This is a genomic window from Candidatus Saccharimonadales bacterium, assembly GCA_035457485.1.
In the GTDB taxonomy this organism is placed as follows: Bacteria; Patescibacteriota; Saccharimonadia; order Saccharimonadales; family EFPC-124; genus DATIBO01.
Map to the genome: position 1 here is coordinate 66,866 of DATIBO010000006.1, position 17,411 is coordinate 84,276.

Sequence of the window (17,411 nt, forward strand, 5' to 3'; positions counted from 1 at the left end):
CTTAATGTATAGTTGTTAACTGAACTTTCAACTACTTTAAGCGAGACATTGAAAAATGCCAATCATCAAATCTGCTATCAAAAAGATGCGTCAAGACGAAGTGCGTCGCACCCGTAACGCTCAGTTTAAGCGCAACCTAAAAGCCGCAATTAAGGCTTTTCAGGCTAAACTTACTCCTGAAACTTTTAAAAAAGCCCAGTCAGAAATCGACAAAGCTGTTAAAAAGAATATTCTAGAAAAAAACACTGCTTCTCGACGCAAAGCTAGCCTGGCCAAAGCCGCAAAAGCAGCTGCCAGCGAAGCTCCAGCAAAAAAGCCGGCCACTAAAAAGACCGCAACCAAAAAACCTGCAGCAAAAAAAGCAGCCAAATAACAAAACGCCGCCAACTGAGCGGCGTTTTTAGTGCGTAGCATGACATAAAGTTATTTTTATGTTATAATATATTAATCTGCAAGCGCTTGTTCGCGTGCAGCGCGACAAGCCACTCTGAGGAGCAAACTTGACTTCCAGCCAAAGAACCACGCGGCTACCGCAGAGTCATCCTCTGCTGAACGGCCTGCCCTACTTCGTCGTGGGCGAAGCCGTGATCAACGGTCTGTTCGCAGCCATCGAGTCGGGAAGCGTCCCCCGCTTACCGATCATCGAAAAGCGCGAGACCAGCCCCGAGGACTTGAAGATCGAAGCCAGCATCGAAATCATCGAGGTCGGCTACGTCAAGCTGGTCGAGCTAACCGTGACCTGTCCGTTCATCGTCCGGCACCTCGACCAGTTCAGATCACGGATACTCAGCACCTTCCTCGAGACGGGCTACGACACCATGATCCCGCGCAGCCTCGTGGTGCGCGCCGAGAACAGCTTCACACTGCGCTTCCTCACCAAGGAGTAACCCTTTTGCGACAAGTACGTCTTGGCCGCAAAGTGCGGTTCAAAGATGTGCTTGTCGCAATAAAAACTTATCAAGCTGCGATTTTTTGCAGAGTCAAACTAAGCAAATCCCAGGGGTCTGCGCCTGTGCTTTTGAGTCGTCTGTCGCATTGTGCTACTTGGGCGGCAACATTCTTAATTTTATCCGCTCCCAATTTAAGCGCCAAGCTTTGTGATTTTCTTACTACGAAGGGATGAAGTCCAGCTTCTTTTGCGATTAAATCCGCACTTTTGCCGCCAGATATCGAGACCACGGCAAGCGCATGAACTTGACTCGCTAACAGCCCGAAAAACCGGTACGGATCTTCTTCTGTTTTTAGCTGATTGATCATCGACTGAACTTTAATTTTATTCGACGACATTGCTGCGTCTAATAGCTCGAATGCGTTACCGTCGGCGCTAGGTTCAACCAAAAGTTCAATATTTTTAAGATCGATCTTTGGGTTATAGTTGACTAATTTTTCGATCTCAGAACTTAAGCGCCACTGATCCAGGCCAGCACGGTTAATCAAATTCTGCGCCTCAAGACGGCCTAAATCACCGCCAATATTTTTCGCAAAATCCTGCGACCAAGCGATCAATGAACTACCCTCAACAAAATTAAACTCTTTAAAATCGCTTTTAGACTTTAACTGCTTGTACGTTTTAGTGCGCTTATCAGGCGCAGGTTCAATTATCACGAGAGTGGTTTCTTCGGGAACTACGTCCAACCATTCCGGCAAAGCCTCCCACGCGGCCTTATTTTTGGCCAAATCTTTAATTATCACCAATTTAGCTGGCGCAAAAAGAGAAACTCCCTGCAGCAGTCCGCTAAATTCACGATGGTCAAAAGTCTCACCGTCGACTTTCTCGAGTCCGTGACGACCGTGTTTTTGCACAAAGCTTAAAATCAGCTGCTGTTCAGCTTTACTAATCGCAAAGTCATTCTCGCCCGTTAAGGTAATTGTCATTGGTTTAATTATACCGGTTTTGGCTGACAGACCGGGCAAATATGAGTCCCTCGCCCGGCCACCCTGGTTTTAATAATTATCGTGCCGCATCGATTGCACGCTTGTCCCTCGCGCCTAAAAACATTGGCAAACTGTAGATAACTGCCTTTTTGGCCGTCAGCTCCCACATAATTTCGATCCGTCGATCCACCCATAGAAATGCTGAGGTTTAAGATTTTTCGAAGTTCAGTATATAAAAGTTTAAATTGCTCATCGGTTATGTTTTTGACTTTTGTTTCGGGGTGAATTTTTGCGCTCCAAAGCGATTCATCGGCATAAATATTGCCGACGCCAGCCACAACGGTTTGATCGAGCAAGGCCGCTTTTATATTGCTGTTTGCGCGACGTTTAAATCGCTGAGCAAATTCGCTAGGTGTAAAATTTTTGCTCAACGGTTCGGGTCCGACTTTTTTAAAGAAATCCAAGTTCTCCACTTCTAAGGTAGGCAGTAACCGCATCCAACCAAATTTACGCTGATCATTAAAAAATAATTTGGAGCCATCTTTAAAAGTTATTTCTACTCGAGTAGATTTATCAGGCAATTTGCCGATTAAACTATCGCTGGGGTGGCCGGCGCCGAATCTAAAATCATCGCTCTTAAAAACTAATTGTCCGGTCATTTTTAAGTGGACAACAATGCTGTAGTTATTCTGCAAGTCAATCACCAAAACTTTGGCGCGACGACGCACGGTTTTAATTTTTGCACCAATCAAAAACTGATCAACATCTGCCGGGGAGTTTGGAAACCCTCTAGGCCAATCGTGCTTTTCGGCAATAATTTGACGGCCGGGCAAAAATTTGGCCAGCCCGGCTTTGATTGTTTCTACCTCTGGTAACTCTGGCATTATAGATACTCTCCTTGCACAGCCGTGCGCCCCATTAATCTACCCGCACGTGGTGATAATTTAGTGCGTTCGTGTTGGGTTTGAATTTTTTCTGCTAAGGGCATTAGCAGCTCCTCGACTTCAGCAAATGGATCGTCAATCACTGCCAAATCCTGCCTGAATTCATGGTGAACCAGCTCTTCATAGCCAATCAAAATCGATTCAATCGGCGGCAAAATAATTCCACCAAAATTGCGCGGTTGCCCTACAACCATCATACATTGAGACTGAAGCCCTTTACTTATTTCTGTAACAATCAGCTCACCTCTCGCGATGCTCTGTTCAACATGCAAAAAATGAGCCCTCACTAAAAGCAAGCGGCTGCGTTCGCCGTTTTGAGATGTTGTGATTAACGTACGACCGTTGTCTATCCTGGCGTGCAAGCCGGAGTTTCTAGACGACAAATCAATTGCCGTACCTGGTCGGTTCACAAGAAATCCTTTTTTATGAACACCCTCGCCACTTTTTAGCGCCAATATACTGCCAGGAGTATCGCGCAGAGATTCATGAATTTTCGGGACCTCGCTCATAGTAACGCATTAATTTGGCTAATTGCCCCGTCAGTTGATTCAAATAACACAGATTTCATGCCAGCCTCTTGAGCCCCGTCACAATGAGCCCCACTATCATCAACCATAACGCACTCGCTCGGTAAAACGCCAAGTTTTTGAGCCACCATTTCAAAAATTAAAGGATTAGGCTTAGCAACTCCAACTTCACCCGAAATCACACTGGCATCGAAAAACTTATTGCGCTCATCCGAACTAAAAAATTGATCAATACTCTCGGCATTAATATTGCTAAGCAGCGCAACCTTAATTTTTGGACGCAAACTTTGCGCAAAATTCAATAACGCCTTATTGCGAACGTATTGGCCGACTATACTTTTACGAACCTCATCGACATCTATACCGCCTATTTCTGCAACTCGCTCGTTCAATTGTTCCTGAGTAATCTGCCCAAGATCGGATCTGTATTCCAGTTCGCGCAACTGATCTTTCACCTCATCGTAATTTTTAAGATGAGATCTGTAAAAGTCCTCCCCCACCGGCACATACAGAACACCAAAACAATCTAAAATTACTGCTTTAATCATTTGCCGGTGTGTCCAAAACCGCGCTCACCCCTTGCTGTTTGTGTTAATTCTAACGCCTGATCCCACTCAATTTTTTCATACTTCGTCACAACCATTTGTGCGATCCTCTCGCCATCGTTAACCGTAAAATCCTGATTAGATAAATTTATTAAAATAACTCCAATCTCTCCCCTGTAGTCAGCATCAATGGTGGCCGGCGAATTAACAATGCTCAGCCCGTGTTTTAGCGCTAATCCGCTGCGCGGCCTAATCTGTGCTTCGTAGCCGGCTGGGAGTTCAATATGGAGACCAGTTGGGATCAACGCACGCTCTAATGGCTTAAGCGTGACAGGTTGGTCTAGGTTGGCAGTTAGGTCAAAGCCTGCCGAATGTTCGGTTTGGTATTGCGGTAATTCGTGCTTAGATTTATTAACAGCTTTTACGATCATGTTCTGGCTCCTTGTAGCCGTTTAAGCGCAAAGTCTGACGCAATCACCACAAAAACCAAAGCTAAGCCAGGCACGCAAACTCGGCCCAAGCTGGCACCGCCAAACATTAGTCCAATCCCCGTTATGATCTGCAGCCCTGTTAAAACAAAGGTTAATACCCTAGCTTTTTGTGTTCTTTTGGCAAAAAACATTTGCCGCGCAAACCTGTAAATAATTACGCTAATCAATAAAGCTGCTGTAAAAATATGAATACTTAACAGATCTACCATGGTTTTATTTTAGCTGTAATTGGGTGGGACGGCAAGTTTATGACTGTACAGCGCTCTGATTACTCATCTATCGCAGGCGATCCGCACAAGCGTAGCGCGGAGGACCTTCGACTGAGAGACAAGAATAAAAGCTGCCGATAATTAACGTGCTAAAATTAAATCATAAGAGGTTTTAAAATGTCTAAACAATCATCCGACGACTTTTTGCAAAATAAAGATTTTTTCGATGTTAAAAAAGATGAACCGCATCTGCCAGGTGACGGTGACACGCCCTTCACACCTTACGACGATCCAACAAGCCCAGCCGTAAATCCGCAAGATCCGCACACTGACTACAAAAGTGACATTGACGAAACCGAAGAATATAACGATGGCTTAGAAGACGCGAGCGGCACAGATGACGGCGACGAGACTATTGGTCGCCCAACCGCAAATCGAGTCGGGTAACCTTAATTGGAACCAAGAAGTTTTTGGCGTAATCAGAGGCGCTGTAATTATTAATTCGATACATTCCAGGATCTTGCTCGCTGGCAAGCTTATTAAAGACTATTCTGTCGATCCCTGCCCAAACCGCGCACGATACACACATACTGCAAGGTTCGTGACTTGCGTATAAAATGCAACCTTTGAGATCTTGAGTGTTCAAGGCTTTGCCAGCATTTTTTATAGCAGTTACTTCAGCGTGCGCAGATGGATCGTGATTCTCAAACACATAGCCGTGATCAGCCGAGATTATTTTGCCGTTAGCGTCAGCAACCACTGCGCCAAAATTAAAGGGAGCTTCAACTTCATCCCCCACTTCGATGGCTTTTTTTAAAAGTTGTTCGTCGCTCATTAAAGCTCTCCCCAATTAGCCCCTGTTTTTACATCCACCTTTAATTTAACTGGCAGCTCTGGACAGACTTCTTCCATTACTTTTTGCAAGATCTTCTCAACTTTTGGCGCGTTTACAGCCGGACACTCTACTAAAATACTGTCGTGAATTTGCAGGATTTGCTGACCTAGATCGCCTAATTCCTCTTCGACACGAAGCATGGCAATCTTCATAAGGTCAGCTTCTGTCCCCTGGATTGGCATGTTAATTGCAGCACGCTTAGCTGCTTCGCGCACGGCAAAGTTACTACTTTTTAGGTCTGGCGTTGGGCGACGGCGGCCAAACATAGTTTGCACAAAACCATCGCGGGCGGCTTGCTGCACGATGTCGTCCATGTAAATTCGGATCGGCGCACGCAGTTCAAAATAGCGTTTAATAAAATCGCGGGCTTCGATCATGCTCATTCCCGTGCCAACACTCAAACCGTGCGGGCTCATGCCGTAAAGAACACCGAAGTTAATAGTTTTGGCATTGCGGCGCTGGTCTTTGGTAACGTCACTCATGCTCACCCCATAAAATTCGGCGGCAGTTGCAGTATGAATGTCTGCGTCTTTGTTAAATTCTTCGATCATCTTTTTGTCATCGGCCAAAACCGCAGCAAGGCGCAGTTCAAACTGACTGTAGTCAGCACTTACAAAAACATTACCTTCGGCCGGTACAAAGGCGCTGCGAATCGCCTGACCAATCTCGGTGCGAGTAGGAATATTCTGCAAGTTCGGGTTAGCCGAGCTCAGCCGCCCCGTTGCCGCAACATCTAGGCGAAAATCTGTATGCAACTTACCCTGTTCATCGACCAGTTTTGGCAACGCGTCAATGTATGTACTTTTGAGCTTAGTGTATTCGCGATACTGGGTAATTAAGTCGACGATCGGGTTTAAACCACGCAGTTTATCGAGCTCCTTAGCGCCGGTTGAATAACCAGTTTTACCTTTTTTTATACCCATAGTTGGCAGGCCCATAACTTCGAACAAAATATTTGCCAGCTGAGTTGGCGACGCAATGTTAAAAGTTTGACCAGCGAGTTCAAAAATCTTCTCCTCGAACTCATTAATTCGTACGGCGAACTTTTTGCTCATCTGTTTTAAAAAGTCACTGTCGAGCCTTATACCGCGGTGTTCGATTTTAGCCAACAAATCGATCGTCGGGAACTCGACCTCGTGCGCTAACTTTGTGATTTGCGGCAATTGCTCAAACTGTAGCTTTTGATCGTCATAAGCGCGCCAAATCGCAGCAATAACTTTGCTCGCGTCTTCGACGTCGACAGGCTGTTCAACTAAATCACTCAGTTCACGCAGGCGCTCAAGGCTGTTTAGTAAAAATGCGCCAATTTTTGTATCATGACCAACTTTGCCAACCCAGGAATAATTCTTAGCTAGTAATTTGCTTAGTAGATCTTTCAGGTCGTGACCAATAATTTCACCGTGTTGCATAACTTCAACAGCGTCGTCTTCAACACCATTTGCCAAGCTTATAACTGCGTAAGTTTTAGAATTACCACTCACCCACAATTCATCTCCGGCGGGGCTCAGCGCCACCACGCGTGGCTGTTGGTTTGCCAAGTTAAGCTCGCTTAAATCTACCCGCTTAGCTGGCTCGAGAACGTTTGCCGGCTCTTCAGCTTGAACTTTATCAGTTTTGCTGAGCTGCGCTTCGGCTTGGCGCAAAAGCGTTCTAAACTCTAGCTTTCTCAGCATTGCCACGAATTCTGGCGTAACGTTGTCGCTAAGCTTTGCCTTTTCGAAATCAAGTTTTACCGGCGCGTCGACCATTAAAGTGACTAGTTTTTTACTTAAAAACGCCATGTCTTTGCTGGCTTCCAACTTCTTTTTAACGGTTGGTTTAATCAATTCAATGTTGTCGTAAACAGCTTCAAGATTTCCGTATTGTTTAATTAGTTCGATTGCGGTTTTTTCGCCCACGCCTGCTACTCCAGGAATGTTATCGCTAGAATCGCCTTTTAGCGCTTTAACATCGATCCACTGGGTCGGCTCTACACTGTATTTCGCTTTAAAGCTTTCTTCGTTGAAAAGCTCAATCTGTGTAAAACCTTTTTTTAAGGTGTAAATATGAGTATGGGGATTTACCAATTGCAAAACATCGAGGTCGCTGGTTACCAAATAACTCTCAATATCTTTTTCGCCAGCCTGCTTAGCAAAGGCCCCCATAAGATCATCGGCTTCATAGTCGTCGGCTTCGTAAAGCGGCCAGCCCAAACTGTTAAGCAAGTCGTGTAGTATCGGTACCTGAACATAAAAATCTGGCGGCGCAGGCTTGCGGCCGGCCTTGTACTGCGGATAAAGCTCTAACCGCGAGCGGATATTGGTTTTTGGCTTGTCCCATGCCACGCAAACGTAATTCGGCTGCAATTTTTTAATAATTTCGAGCGCCATTGTAGCAAAACCATAAACTCCACCTGTAGGCGTACCGTCTTTGGTGCTTAAACTTGGCATTGCGTAATACCCGCGATAAAAAACCGACTTACCATCAATAATAACTAGGCGCTTGCTCATGCTCTAATTATACCTGATTACAGAGGTTTAAGGTAAATACAAAGCAAGTTCAGGGTAGGTTTTGCGAATATTTGCAAAGCCTTCGGCCTCGCTCTGCCTCACTCGGGCGTCTGCCATTCTTAATAATTTGGCGATAGCCTTGATTTTAACCGGTTCACAACCAATTCCGTGAATCATCCTAATCACACGCTCTTGGCTTGGTGGCAAATTACACAGAGCGTCATCAAGTAGATCCGCCAAAAACACTCGCTCAACTTCGTCTGTAAAATCTTCGTTCGCGCCAATTAAGTCACCAATTTCACCATCACCGTCTTCGCCCATTTGCATGTTTAGAGAAATCGCATCTTGGCTGTCGAGGATAAGCTTCTCGAGTTCGTCTAAGGTCATGTCCATTTCTGCGGCCAACTCGTCATTAGTGGGTTCCCGACCATATTCTTTCTCGAGCTGATTTTTGATTTTAAACATCTTATTCACCCGCTCAGAAACATGCACCGGTAGCCGTTTCGACTGATTTTGATTTGCAATTGCCCTAGAAATATAGCTGCGGATCCACCAAGTTGCGTAAGTGCTAAATTTATATCCTTTTGTGTAATCAAACTTCTCGATCGCGCGAACTAGGCCAAAGTAGCCTTCTTGATAAAGATCGGTTTGATCCATGCCAAGCAAAACTCTACCTCGAAAATATTTACCAGTTGTACTAATGATTAGTCGCATATTAGCCTTCTCAAAACGGCGCTTCGCTAGCTGACCGTCTTTGGCAATTGCCTCGAGTAAGTCTGGATCCTCGTCATATTCGGACAATTCTAATAAATGCTCGGCATATAATCCGGCTTCTATTTGCTTTGCTAGATCAACTTCATCTTGTGGCTTTAACAGAGCTTCTTCGATCCCGCGAATCTGGGACATGTAAAAATTTTGTAGGTCAGGAGTGTTTTTGGATTCAGGCATAGAAAATTAATAGCTAAAGATCTCAATTTAATCAAGACTCGTAAATTTGACTTAAAGCCCTAACAGACGTAGAGTAGGTGCAGGTTTTACATGTCCGATCTTAATCACGTAGCAATTATTTTAGATGGCAACCGACGTTGGGCCAAGGAGCATGGCTTATCTGGCGATTCATCGGTTTATAAACATGGCGGTTTAGCAATCGCCCCCGTTGTTGAGGCAATTTACAAAAGCGGCGCTCAATGCATTAGTTTGTGGGTTGGATCTTACTCTAACTTAGTTAACAGATCAAAAATTCTGCTCAAAGCCCTTGACCATGCCTACGAAGCTAAATTTAACGAGCTAGCCGACAGCGAAACAATCCGAGAACAACAGGTAAAAATTGAGATCATTGGTGAGTGGCGCGAACTTTTGAGTGAAAGTTGTGTGGCGGCCGCCGATCGCGCAATTGAGGCGACTAAAAATTTTGCAAAAAGAACTCTGGTAATTTTGGTCGGCTACGATGGTGTTCGCGAACGCGGCGCAGCAGTACAAAAATTACTCCAACAAAACTCCCCCACTCCATCTGACATATTGCAAGCCGAACAACTTTTACGCTCAAACAGCTGGACAGGCCATTTGCCAAATGTAGACCTAATCATTCGCACTGGCGCCTGGCAAGATCCACACAACAGCGCTGGCTTTTTAGGATTTTTAACAACCGATTCACAATACTCCTTCCCTCCAGTTCTATGGCCAGATTTAACCAAAGAAATGGTAAGCGAAATTTGCGATGATTACTTAAGTCGCGAAAGGCGCTATGGTAAATAAACAACGCTTAAAAATTATCGGCCTCTCGGGCACTAACGGTTCCGGCAAAGACGCGATTGGGACCATTTTAGCCGACCAGTTCGGCTATTTTTTTATCAGTGTAACAGACGCTTTGCGGGAAGAGGCTGTGCGACGTGGATGGACAGCCGAGCGCAAGTACACAAGCATAGTAAGCACTGATTGGCGGCGCGAATTTGGCTTGGCAGTTTTAGTGGAGCGTGCTTTGCAAAAATATCAGCAAGCAGGCGGTGACCAAAAATATAAAGGCGTAGTTATGGCTTCGCTTCGCAACCCTTTCGAGGCCGATAAGGTTCACGAGCTAGGCGGCGTTGTAATTTGGGTAGATGCCGATCCTGAAGTTCGTTATTCGAGAACTGTTAAAAACGTTGCTCTACGGGGTAATCGTGGCGACGAGTCTGCCAGCTTTGAACATTTTTTAGCCGACGAAGCCGCCGAAATGAGAGCGACCAGTAATGACGATAACGGATTAAATATGTCGGCCGTAAAACAAAAAGCTGATCTTACGCTTTTGAATAATAGCGATTCACTCAACGAGTTGACTCGAACGATTAAAGATACTTTGCATCTTTAGAATACTTAGTGAAGTGGAGTCGCTAGGACTCCACTTCAATGTTATTGGATGTAGTCGTGCAAACGCTTAGAATCTTTATGTTTGCGTAATTTACTCAACGCCTTAGCTTCGATCTGGCGAATACGCTCACGAGTGACGCTAAATTCCTGGCCAACTTCTTCTAGCGTGTGACTTTTGCCGTCATCTAAACCAAATCGCATTTTTAAGATTTTTTGCTCGCGCTCGGTCAAAACACCAAGCATATCGCGAACTTGCTCTTTTAACAGCTGCATTGCCGCAGATTCTTCTGGACTCTGGGCATCTTCATCCTCAATAAAATCACCTAAAACACTATCATCGTCGTCGTCACGCACGTTTGCATCAAGAGATGTAATATCTTGCTTGATTTTCATAACGTATTCGATTTTCTCAGGTTCCATTTCCATTTCAACCGCAAGTTCTTCGATAGTCGGCTCACGGTTAAGCTCCTGGGTCATACGGCGCTGAGTGCGTAAAAGTTTGTTGATTGTCTCGACCATGTGCACTGGTATGCGAATTGTACGCGCTTGATCGGCAATCGCACGGGTGATTGCCTGGCGAATCCACCAAGTTGCGTAAGTGCTAAATTTAAAGCCTTTGTCTGGGTCGAATTTTTCAACCGCGCGCAACAAACCTGTGTTACCTTCTTGAATCAAATCCAAGAAATCTAGCCCACGACCACTATAACGCTTAGCGATACTCACCACCAAACGCATGTTAGCTTCAGCCATTTGATCTTTAGGTAGACTAAGTTTTTTAGCGCGTGCCGAAAGCTTCTCAAGCTCTTCCGTCATTCTTGCGGAAGCCTCACCTTTTTTGGTTTTTTCTTCAATATCGGCAATCTTATCCTGAACTTCTTCTAACTCGGCTCGGTTTTCGACAACTTGCTTAGCCAAGCCCAGTTCTTCTTCTGGGTTTAAAAGTGGGATCTTGCCAATCTCACGCAAGTATAGGCGAACCGAATCGTCCGAGATGTCATCTAGATAAGCTGGCGCAGAATCATCTTCCTGCCACTCTTCGCTCTCTTCTAAATCATCCGCCATTGGCTCTATCGAGTCATCTGACATCTGAAAATCATCCTTTACGACCAACTCTTCGTCGTCTGCGACTGGTTCGATTGCTGGTTTTTTTGGCATAATTGCTCCTAACGATTTAAAGCTTCTATTTCTTTGTCGAGTTTCTTAATCAAGTCACTGAACTTAAGTTGTTCTTCTTGGGATTGTGCTTGAGTAAAGGCTTGTTTAAATTGTGCTCGCATCTGAATTTTGTGTTCTTTTTTGACTTTTTTGGCAATGTCGCTGGCTATAAAATAAATTTCTTCGCTAAACTGCGGGTACTTAGCCTCAGCGATGAGTTCTAACTCCTGTATTTTTACACTAATTTCGTCAGATTGCAAGCTTTGACCAGGGTTAATAAGATACTCCGCGATCCGTTGACGCTCTTCGCCTTCAAAGTTGGTCGGTTCAAGTTTTCTTAAAATGTCGCGAACCTCGTCGTGCACTGTCGCTAGTGCCAGTAAATGATCTTGGTAAACGAACTGGCCCGGCTTAACTTTTTGTGGTGGCTTAACTGGGGTTTTTAATTCTGGTTTTTTTGGTTTTTCAACTTTTTCCAACTTCGCTTGCAATGCGTTAACCGAAGCCTTTACCCGCTCGCTAATTTTTTGCACATAGTGCTCACGCAGGACTGGATCATCAATTGCTCGCACGACACTCAGCGCTTGATCAGTTACGCGGCGTTTTCCTTCGGCCGAATTTAAATCAAAACGCGTTGCATATATATCTAATAACCACTCAACTGCATCTTTAGGCTGATCGATCGCCTGCTGCCACAAAGTTACATCCTGTTTGATAAGTTCGTCAGGGTCCTTAGCATCGCCTTGTAAAGTGATGATGCTCAGGTTGATCCCTAAGTTGCACGCAATCGATATCGCGCGCTCGGTCGCCGCTACGCCAGCTTTATCTGCATCAAAAGCCAATCTCACATCTTGAGTAAAGCGACTTAAAGTTCGCAAATGGCTATCTGTTAAGGCTGTTCCGGCCGTAGCCACGACGTTTTTAACATTTACCTGATGACTCGAAATAACATCCAGGTTTCCCTCTACAATCACTACAAAATCCGATTGACGAATCGCCTCTTTTGCTAAATGTAATCCAAAAACGTGGCGGCTTTTATCGTAAAGCAAGGTTTGTGGCGTGTTTATGTATTTTGGAGCGTTTGGCTCGTCTTTTAAAATTCTGGCAGTAAAACCAACCACTCTGCCTTGCGGGTCCATCAGCGAAACCATCATCCTCGCGCGAAACATATCGCCAATTCCGTAACGCCGAGTAACTGCCAAACCCGCATCACGCAGTTCAGCCTCGGTAAACCCACGCTTTTTTAGCGCTAAAAATAAATCCTTATCATGATCGGGGGAATAGCCAATCATAAAATCCTGAACAACCGCTTTGTTCAATTTGCGTTTTTTTACCACGTAATCTCGAGCGAATTCGCTGTTAATTAAGCAGTGCTGATAATATTTAGATGCTATCTCAAGCGCTTGATAAAGACGATCCTTTTTGCGGCTCAAATTTGCCCCCTGCGTGCTGCGATATTGGCTCAAATCAACTCCGGCTTTGCGCGCTAAAAGCTCTATTGCACCCTTAAAATCAAGTCCCTCAACTTCCATTACAAAGCTAAAAATATCACCGCCTTTACCACTACTAAAGTCGTGCCAAATGTGCTTTTCGGGGCTTACCATAAAACTTGCCGACTTTTCTTGGCTAAAGGGGGATAGCCCCTTAAAGTTTCGGCCGGCACGCTTAAGCTGAACATACTCACCCACTACGTCTTCTATGTTTAATCGCGACCTAATCTCTTCTTTGGCTTCCATTGCTTTTATTCTATCACCTTACGACCTCTGTTTTTTGCTTATGCTGTAAATAGCGCTATAATCTAGGCATGGCAGATGCAAATGCTCGATATTATGGTGCCGCAGCCGATTACAACAAACCAGGCGGATCTGGAATATTTAGGCGTATTTTGCTTCTAGCTGGCGGCTTGATTCTACTAATTATTTTAATCTCGGTAGCTTTCGCGGTTATAAATAGCATCAGTAGTGGGCCTCGCCGCGAGTTGGAGCAACTTGCTGCGCGCGAACAATCTTTAATCGCCTTTACGACCACTTACCAGGCATCCATAACTGATTCGGCGTTAACAAAAATCAACAGCGAAACCACAACTTTAGTAACTAGTGACTGGGTTTCGCTTATGGGCGATTTGGGTCTCGAGGAGCTGTCAGAAGAAGCCATTGCACTCGAAGCCGATACCAACGCAACAAAACTCGAAACCGCTCGCCAAGCTGGCCGTTTTAACGACGAATACCAAACGACTTTACAAACGAAAATCGCAGCGCAGCTACAATTGGCGTTGTCGGCTCAACAAAAAACCTCCAACCCTCAGTTGAGCGCCACACTTGAACGCACAATTAGCAATTTACAGGCCTTACAAGAACAGCTTTAGGCTTTACCAGTAACCAGATTGTAAGAAAGCAGAATTAGATCACGAACCTCTTGTTCATCTAACTGACCGCTGCAAATTACCGTGTTCCAATGTTTTTTATTCAAGTGGTAGCCCGGCAATACGGTTTCGTATTTTTCGCGCAGGTGCTCGGCCAACAGCGGATCACATTTTAAGCTTACGCGCAGCGGCTCAGAGCCCTCATCGATTAGCGCAAACATTTTGTCGCCTACTTTATAAACAGCAGTGCCTTCGCCAAAAGGGTAATCTAGCCGCGAGTTCGGCATCGATAAAATATACTCTTCGATTTGTTTATGCGTAAGTTTTTGCATTACTTTAAATTTAACACACCTATGAGTGATGGTATATCGTGAATTATATGATCAGCGCCCGCATCTTGCAGGTCAGCCATTTTTCCAAAGCCATGAGTAACGCCAATCGTCATAACACCCGCAGCCCTACCGGCGCAAATGTCGGCGGTTGTGTCGCCCACCATTACAGTGTTCTCGGGGTTTACGCCAAGTTCTTGCATGGCCAAAAAAAGTCCTTCGGGGTGTGGTTTGTGGTTTTCCACCCGCTTGGCATGTACTACGGTTTCAAAAAAATGATGGATTCCAATAAAATGTTTATCGTTTAGCTGGCTTGGTTCGCGCGCAGTCAGCACGCCCATTTGTCGCTGAAAGCTTTTTATCAGATTTAGAGTATCGGCAACCTTATCATACGGCAATGCCTTGCCACGATCCGCTAAAACTAACTCAAGTCCACGTTCGTAAGCCGCCTTGTGGTGTTTTTTATCATGAATTAGGTTCTCGATTTGCACAGCAATCGACCCATATAAAACCGACGCGATCTGATCGCGCGTAGCCTCTTGACCATTAAACTCGTGCGTAATTATTTTAAGCTGCTTATAAACAAGCTCACGTACGTCGAACAGAGTTCCATCAAGATCAAAGATTACTGCTTTAACGTTTCTCACAGGCAAAAACTAATTATAGGCTTTTTTGCACAATTTTACAAATTAAACAGGTAGGCAGACTGGGCTTATACGCCAAGATATTAATTAAATTTCTTAAGGTAAGATCTGAGTTCTTCTATACTTTCTTTTATGTCATCGAGCGCGCGGTGTGTTTCTGTCTTTTCGAATTTAATATTGTACTTGCCCATCATCACCACCTTAAAAGCGCTAACATCGAGCATTCTGTAATGTAGACGAGCCTCAAGTTCAGGCCAGTACTTGCGAATAAATCGCCGATCCTGGTGGATGGAATTTCCCGCCAGCAAGACTGGTTCATTGTTAAAATGATCGTTCACAAAAGCAATAAGCTCGCCTTGAACTTTGTCTGAGCTTGGGCTTTTGGCTGAAAGCCTTAAAAGCTGACTAGTGCTTTCGGCGTGATCGGCCGCCCACGGATTAACTTTAAATAAACGCTGCAACAGTTCTTTGTCGTGTTTAACGCCGCTCTCGTATGTCGCCAGAACGTTAAAGTCCCAATCTGTTATAAGTGCGCCAACTTCAACAATCCGATCGACATTCGGATTCAGCCCGGTCATTTCTAGATCAATCCAAAGAATTTTACTCATACCTCAATTCTATCCGCGAATCTGTTTAACCTCAAGCCTAATACTGTTTGGCAGTCCCACTAGCATTGCTCTAAAAGCCGATGGACTAAGCGAACGAATGTACTTTTCAAGATCCTCAAAGACCGAAAAGGCGGCTGGCTCAAGCGCCGAGCGCTCGGCATGCGCGATCAAATCGTAAGCCGTTACCACGCAAACAGCTGGATTCAGCTCGCCATAACCACTGCTATTAGTTTTTGCACCCTGGTTACCAAAATCATTGAAGTCTGCCTGACCAAGTTTGATTTTTAAAGATTTGCTTAAGGCATCGCCCGCGTCGCGTCTATCGTCCACAATTGGGCTATATTCATCTGTAAAAATCGTCGTGGGACCAGTGCCAGTTTTATCCATTAAACTTTGCCACATCACATACCTAAGCCAATACGGATCCTGGCGCTCGGCGATCAGCGGCAGTCCATCTTGGGCGTAAGGTTCCAAGTTCTCTCTAACTACATCTTGGTAATTGGTCAGAATTTGTGCAAAGTGAGGATTCGCCCGCCTTAAACTTGCAGCCGCCCACAACACCCCGAGTCTTTCGTTCAGGCGCATATTTTGAATGTACGTATCACCTTCGTCAGCCAAGTCGGCAATCGTTTCATGCATTTCTTGGGCAAGGTTCTCTGGCGATAGTTGCAAAGACCGCATCAATCCAAGATTGGACTCATCACGCAAATTAACTCGCTCGCGCAGGTACTGTTGGTATCTTTTTTCGCCCCCTTCATTAAACAACAACTTCCACCTGCGACCCGCCTGCCGCCCTACGGCTCGGTTTCCATTGCGCGCGGCTGCCACATCACCCCAAAAGCTGGTTAAACCTTGCTTCACGTTCCAAACATCTTGAGGCAAACCCCGCTCAAACCCAGCGCTCTCGCCCGAACCTACCGACAAATCAACATAATGTGAAAGGTCGTCCAAACGAACGGCCATTAGGGCGTCGGGATCCTCGATATCCAAATCCTGTAGGCTCCCGTTGGACTGCAAAATCCTCGCTAAAACGACTGCCCTCAAATGTGGCGATTCGGGGTTAAAGTAAACACCATGGCTCACATGAACTGATTTTGCAAGCGCGCTTTTAAGCCTCGTTCTCAAGGGCCGCTTTGAATCAGCCATGTCGGTTAAGGCGGCAATATTGAAGATGTTCACCGCCTCTAGAGCCTTGGCGCCCGCCTCTGGTACTATCCCATGAACGTCGCCGTGGATAATGTTAAAAGCAAATTCTAAATGTGTTGAGCTTGGTCTGCCAGTTCTAAGATCCCTTACAATGACATCCCAATATGTCTCTAAGCTCTTTCGGACCCTCGGGCGATCAATTGGGCTCCCAGGCAAACCAACAGCACTCTGACGCTGCCGAGCCACCAAGGCACAAACAACTACGTCCGGTCTATCTAGTCGCTCTAAGACCTTATCAGCTTCACCTGCTCGATAAGTTAGACCTTTCGTTATTAAATCTTGCTGCTTTTTTGGTAAAAAACCGCGCTCTAAAAATTCACCTTCTCTCATTAAAGAATGATGCCAAACAATTAACCGTGCTGCAAGCAGAAGCTATTTACTAGGCTTAAAATCTAGCGAAACTGAATTTATACAATAGCGCTGACCGGTAGGCTGATCAGGAGCGTCATTAAAGATATGTCCCAAATGACTCCCGCAATTGGCGCAAGTTACTTCCGTGCGACTCATTCCGTGCGATTCATCTTCAGTGAAGTCCACTGCGCCGGGCTTTGCGTCGTAAAAACTTGGCCATCCACAGTTGGCATCAAACTTCCAGTCCGATTTAAAAAGATCAGCGCCGCAGGCAGCGCAGACATACCTACCTACGCCGTTCTCGGTTTCATATTTACCAGTAAATGGCAGTTCGGTTCCCTTTTCGCGCAATACTTTATACTGTTCAGGCGTTAAAATTTTACGCCACTCTCGCTCGGTTGTTTGTTTATTTAGGTTCATAGATGTATTATAACC

Annotated in this window: 22 protein-coding genes; 6 read left to right on the top strand and 16 right to left on the bottom strand. The window is 45.2% G+C overall.

Annotated elements, in window-relative coordinates; genetic code table 11:
• Positions 1–55 precede the first annotated feature (55 nt).
• Together rpsT and VLA77_00430 are read left to right on the top strand one after the other, a co-directional pair.
• Entirely contained in the window at positions 56–373 is a 318-nt protein-coding gene (gene rpsT, locus VLA77_00425; protein ID HSE29037.1) for a 30S ribosomal protein S20, read from the top strand.
• 127 nt (positions 374–500) lie between these two features.
• Entirely contained in the window at positions 501–887 is a 387-nt protein-coding gene (locus tag VLA77_00430) for a hypothetical protein (protein ID HSE29038.1), read from the top strand.
• A gap of 70 nt (positions 888–957) precedes the next feature.
• Here VLA77_00430 and holA read toward each other — a convergent pair whose 3' ends face one another.
• From holA to VLA77_00460, 6 genes are read right to left on the bottom strand one after another with little or no spacing between them, the layout of a single operon-like run.
• Positions 958–1,875 (bottom strand): DNA polymerase III subunit delta, encoded by a 918-nt coding sequence (holA, locus tag VLA77_00435; GenBank protein ID HSE29039.1) that lies wholly within the window; start codon positions 1,873–1,875, stop codon positions 958–960.
• An 8-nt stretch (positions 1,876–1,883) separates the two neighbouring features.
• Positions 1,884–2,759 carry a bifunctional DNA-formamidopyrimidine glycosylase/DNA-(apurinic or apyrimidinic site) lyase gene (gene mutM / locus VLA77_00440; GenBank protein HSE29040.1) on the bottom strand — a complete coding sequence of 292 codons (876 nt, stop codon included), beginning with the start codon at positions 2,757–2,759 and terminating at the stop codon, positions 1,884–1,886.
• Complete coding sequence (locus tag VLA77_00445) at positions 2,759–3,328, bottom strand: hypothetical protein (protein HSE29041.1); 570 nt, start codon at positions 3,326–3,328, stop codon at positions 2,759–2,761. Before VLA77_00445 ends, mutM begins: the two co-directional genes overlap by 1 nt.
• Entirely contained in the window at positions 3,325–3,894 is a 570-nt protein-coding gene (locus VLA77_00450; GenBank protein HSE29042.1) for an HAD family phosphatase, read from the bottom strand. Before VLA77_00450 ends, VLA77_00445 begins: the two co-directional genes overlap by 4 nt.
• Positions 3,891–4,322 (bottom strand): dUTP diphosphatase, encoded by a 432-nt coding sequence (dut, locus tag VLA77_00455; protein HSE29043.1) that lies wholly within the window; start codon positions 4,320–4,322, stop codon positions 3,891–3,893. Before dut ends, VLA77_00450 begins: the two co-directional genes overlap by 4 nt.
• Positions 4,319–4,591 carry a hypothetical protein gene (locus VLA77_00460; GenBank protein ID HSE29044.1) on the bottom strand — a complete coding sequence of 91 codons (273 nt, stop codon included), beginning with the start codon at positions 4,589–4,591 and terminating at the stop codon, positions 4,319–4,321. Before VLA77_00460 ends, dut begins: the two co-directional genes overlap by 4 nt.
• A 177-nt stretch (positions 4,592–4,768) precedes the next feature.
• Here VLA77_00460 and VLA77_00465 point away from each other — a divergent pair, with 177 nt between their 5' ends.
• The gene (locus tag VLA77_00465; GenBank protein HSE29045.1) at positions 4,769–5,038 is read left to right on the top strand and encodes a hypothetical protein; all 270 of its coding nucleotides are present in this window, start codon (positions 4,769–4,771) and stop codon (positions 5,036–5,038) included.
• Here the strand turns inward: VLA77_00465 and VLA77_00470 are convergent.
• From VLA77_00470 to VLA77_00480, 3 genes are read right to left on the bottom strand one after another with little or no spacing between them, the layout of a single operon-like run.
• Positions 5,004–5,426 carry a nucleoside deaminase gene (locus VLA77_00470; GenBank protein ID HSE29046.1) on the bottom strand — a complete coding sequence of 141 codons (423 nt, stop codon included), beginning with the start codon at positions 5,424–5,426 and terminating at the stop codon, positions 5,004–5,006. The genes VLA77_00465 and VLA77_00470 overlap by 35 nt on opposite strands.
• Positions 5,426–7,975: a DNA polymerase I gene (gene polA / locus VLA77_00475; protein HSE29047.1), complete on the bottom strand. Its 2,550-nt coding sequence runs from the start codon at positions 7,973–7,975 to the stop codon at positions 5,426–5,428. The genes VLA77_00470 and polA overlap by 1 nt, the downstream gene beginning before the upstream one ends.
• A gap of 27 nt (positions 7,976–8,002) precedes the next feature.
• On the bottom strand, positions 8,003–8,923 hold the full coding sequence (locus VLA77_00480) for a sigma-70 family RNA polymerase sigma factor (protein HSE29048.1): 921 nt from the start codon (positions 8,921–8,923) through the stop codon (positions 8,003–8,005).
• Between the two features lie 90 nt (positions 8,924–9,013).
• Here VLA77_00480 and VLA77_00485 point away from each other — a divergent pair, with 90 nt between their 5' ends.
• Together VLA77_00485 and VLA77_00490 are read left to right on the top strand one after the other, a co-directional pair.
• Entirely contained in the window at positions 9,014–9,730 is a 717-nt protein-coding gene (locus VLA77_00485) for an undecaprenyl diphosphate synthase family protein (protein ID HSE29049.1), read from the top strand.
• Positions 9,720–10,322: an AAA family ATPase gene (locus VLA77_00490; protein HSE29050.1), complete on the top strand. Its 603-nt coding sequence runs from the start codon at positions 9,720–9,722 to the stop codon at positions 10,320–10,322. Before VLA77_00485 ends, VLA77_00490 begins: the two co-directional genes overlap by 11 nt.
• Before the next feature lie 41 nt (positions 10,323–10,363).
• Here VLA77_00490 and rpoD read toward each other — a convergent pair whose 3' ends face one another.
• Together rpoD and dnaG are read right to left on the bottom strand one after the other, a co-directional pair.
• Positions 10,364–11,476, bottom strand: coding sequence for an RNA polymerase sigma factor RpoD (rpoD, locus tag VLA77_00495; GenBank protein HSE29051.1), 1,113 nt, complete (start codon positions 11,474–11,476; stop codon positions 10,364–10,366).
• Positions 11,477–11,484: 8 nt separating this feature from the next.
• Positions 11,485–13,212, bottom strand: a complete 1,728-nt coding sequence (gene dnaG / locus VLA77_00500; protein ID HSE29052.1) for a DNA primase — start codon at positions 13,210–13,212, stop codon at positions 11,485–11,487.
• Positions 13,213–13,280: 68 nt separating this feature from the next.
• Here dnaG and VLA77_00505 point away from each other — a divergent pair, with 68 nt between their 5' ends.
• Positions 13,281–13,841, top strand: coding sequence for a hypothetical protein (locus VLA77_00505; GenBank protein ID HSE29053.1), 561 nt, complete (start codon positions 13,281–13,283; stop codon positions 13,839–13,841).
• On the opposite strand, the gene VLA77_00510 is transcribed toward VLA77_00505, so the two are convergent.
• The 5 genes from VLA77_00510 to msrB all read right to left on the bottom strand — a co-directional run bounded on the left by VLA77_00510 (position 13,838) and on the right by msrB (position 17,396).
• Positions 13,838–14,170, bottom strand: coding sequence for an MmcQ/YjbR family DNA-binding protein (locus VLA77_00510; GenBank protein HSE29054.1), 333 nt, complete (start codon positions 14,168–14,170; stop codon positions 13,838–13,840). The two genes, VLA77_00505 and VLA77_00510, sit on opposite strands and share 4 nt — an antisense overlap.
• A complete protein-coding gene (locus VLA77_00515) occupies positions 14,170–14,814 on the bottom strand; it encodes an HAD family hydrolase (GenBank protein ID HSE29055.1) in 645 nt (214 codons plus the stop codon). Before VLA77_00515 ends, VLA77_00510 begins: the two co-directional genes overlap by 1 nt.
• A gap of 80 nt (positions 14,815–14,894) precedes the next feature.
• Positions 14,895–15,419 (bottom strand): oligoribonuclease, encoded by a 525-nt coding sequence (gene orn, locus VLA77_00520; GenBank protein HSE29056.1) that lies wholly within the window; start codon positions 15,417–15,419, stop codon positions 14,895–14,897.
• A 9-nt stretch (positions 15,420–15,428) separates the two neighbouring features.
• A complete protein-coding gene (locus VLA77_00525) occupies positions 15,429–16,955 on the bottom strand; it encodes a hypothetical protein (protein ID HSE29057.1) in 1,527 nt (508 codons plus the stop codon).
• Between the two features lie 42 nt (positions 16,956–16,997).
• Positions 16,998–17,396, bottom strand: a complete 399-nt coding sequence (gene msrB / locus VLA77_00530; protein ID HSE29058.1) for a peptide-methionine (R)-S-oxide reductase MsrB — start codon at positions 17,394–17,396, stop codon at positions 16,998–17,000.
• Positions 17,397–17,411 lie beyond the last annotated feature (15 nt).

What these genes read in the sequence shown, in the direction of transcription:
- rpsT (HSE29037.1), top strand. Translation starts at nt 56, where the DNA reads ATGCCAATCATCAAATCTGCTATCAAAAAGATGCGTCAAGACGAAGTG.
- holA (HSE29039.1), bottom strand. Translation starts at nt 1,875, where the DNA reads ATGACAATTACCTTAACGGGCGAGAATGACTTTGCGATTAGTAAAGCT.
- mutM (HSE29040.1), bottom strand. Translation starts at nt 2,759, where the DNA reads ATGCCAGAGTTACCAGAGGTAGAAACAATCAAAGCCGGGCTGGCCAAA.
- VLA77_00445 (HSE29041.1), bottom strand. Translation starts at nt 3,328, where the DNA reads ATGAGCGAGGTCCCGAAAATTCATGAATCTCTGCGCGATACTCCTGGC.
- VLA77_00450 (HSE29042.1), bottom strand. Translation starts at nt 3,894, where the DNA reads ATGATTAAAGCAGTAATTTTAGATTGTTTTGGTGTTCTGTATGTGCCG.
- dut (HSE29043.1), bottom strand. Translation starts at nt 4,322, where the DNA reads ATGATCGTAAAAGCTGTTAATAAATCTAAGCACGAATTACCGCAATAC.
- VLA77_00460 (HSE29044.1), bottom strand. Translation starts at nt 4,591, where the DNA reads ATGGTAGATCTGTTAAGTATTCATATTTTTACAGCAGCTTTATTGATT.
- VLA77_00465 (HSE29045.1), top strand. Translation starts at nt 4,769, where the DNA reads ATGTCTAAACAATCATCCGACGACTTTTTGCAAAATAAAGATTTTTTC.
- VLA77_00470 (HSE29046.1), bottom strand. Translation starts at nt 5,426, where the DNA reads ATGAGCGACGAACAACTTTTAAAAAAAGCCATCGAAGTGGGGGATGAA.
- polA (HSE29047.1), bottom strand. Translation starts at nt 7,975, where the DNA reads ATGAGCAAGCGCCTAGTTATTATTGATGGTAAGTCGGTTTTTTATCGC.
- VLA77_00480 (HSE29048.1), bottom strand. Translation starts at nt 8,923, where the DNA reads ATGCCTGAATCCAAAAACACTCCTGACCTACAAAATTTTTACATGTCC.
- VLA77_00485 (HSE29049.1), top strand. Translation starts at nt 9,014, where the DNA reads ATGTCCGATCTTAATCACGTAGCAATTATTTTAGATGGCAACCGACGT.
- VLA77_00490 (HSE29050.1), top strand. Translation starts at nt 9,720, where the DNA reads ATGGTAAATAAACAACGCTTAAAAATTATCGGCCTCTCGGGCACTAAC.
- rpoD (HSE29051.1), bottom strand. Translation starts at nt 11,476, where the DNA reads ATGCCAAAAAAACCAGCAATCGAACCAGTCGCAGACGACGAAGAGTTG.
- dnaG (HSE29052.1), bottom strand. Translation starts at nt 13,212, where the DNA reads ATGGAAGCCAAAGAAGAGATTAGGTCGCGATTAAACATAGAAGACGTA.
- VLA77_00505 (HSE29053.1), top strand. Translation starts at nt 13,281, where the DNA reads ATGGCAGATGCAAATGCTCGATATTATGGTGCCGCAGCCGATTACAAC.
- VLA77_00510 (HSE29054.1), bottom strand. Translation starts at nt 14,170, where the DNA reads ATGCAAAAACTTACGCATAAACAAATCGAAGAGTATATTTTATCGATG.
- orn (HSE29056.1), bottom strand. Translation starts at nt 15,419, where the DNA reads ATGAGTAAAATTCTTTGGATTGATCTAGAAATGACCGGGCTGAATCCG.
- VLA77_00525 (HSE29057.1), bottom strand. Translation starts at nt 16,955, where the DNA reads ATGAGAGAAGGTGAATTTTTAGAGCGCGGTTTTTTACCAAAAAAGCAG.
- msrB (HSE29058.1), bottom strand. Translation starts at nt 17,396, where the DNA reads ATGAACCTAAATAAACAAACAACCGAGCGAGAGTGGCGTAAAATTTTA.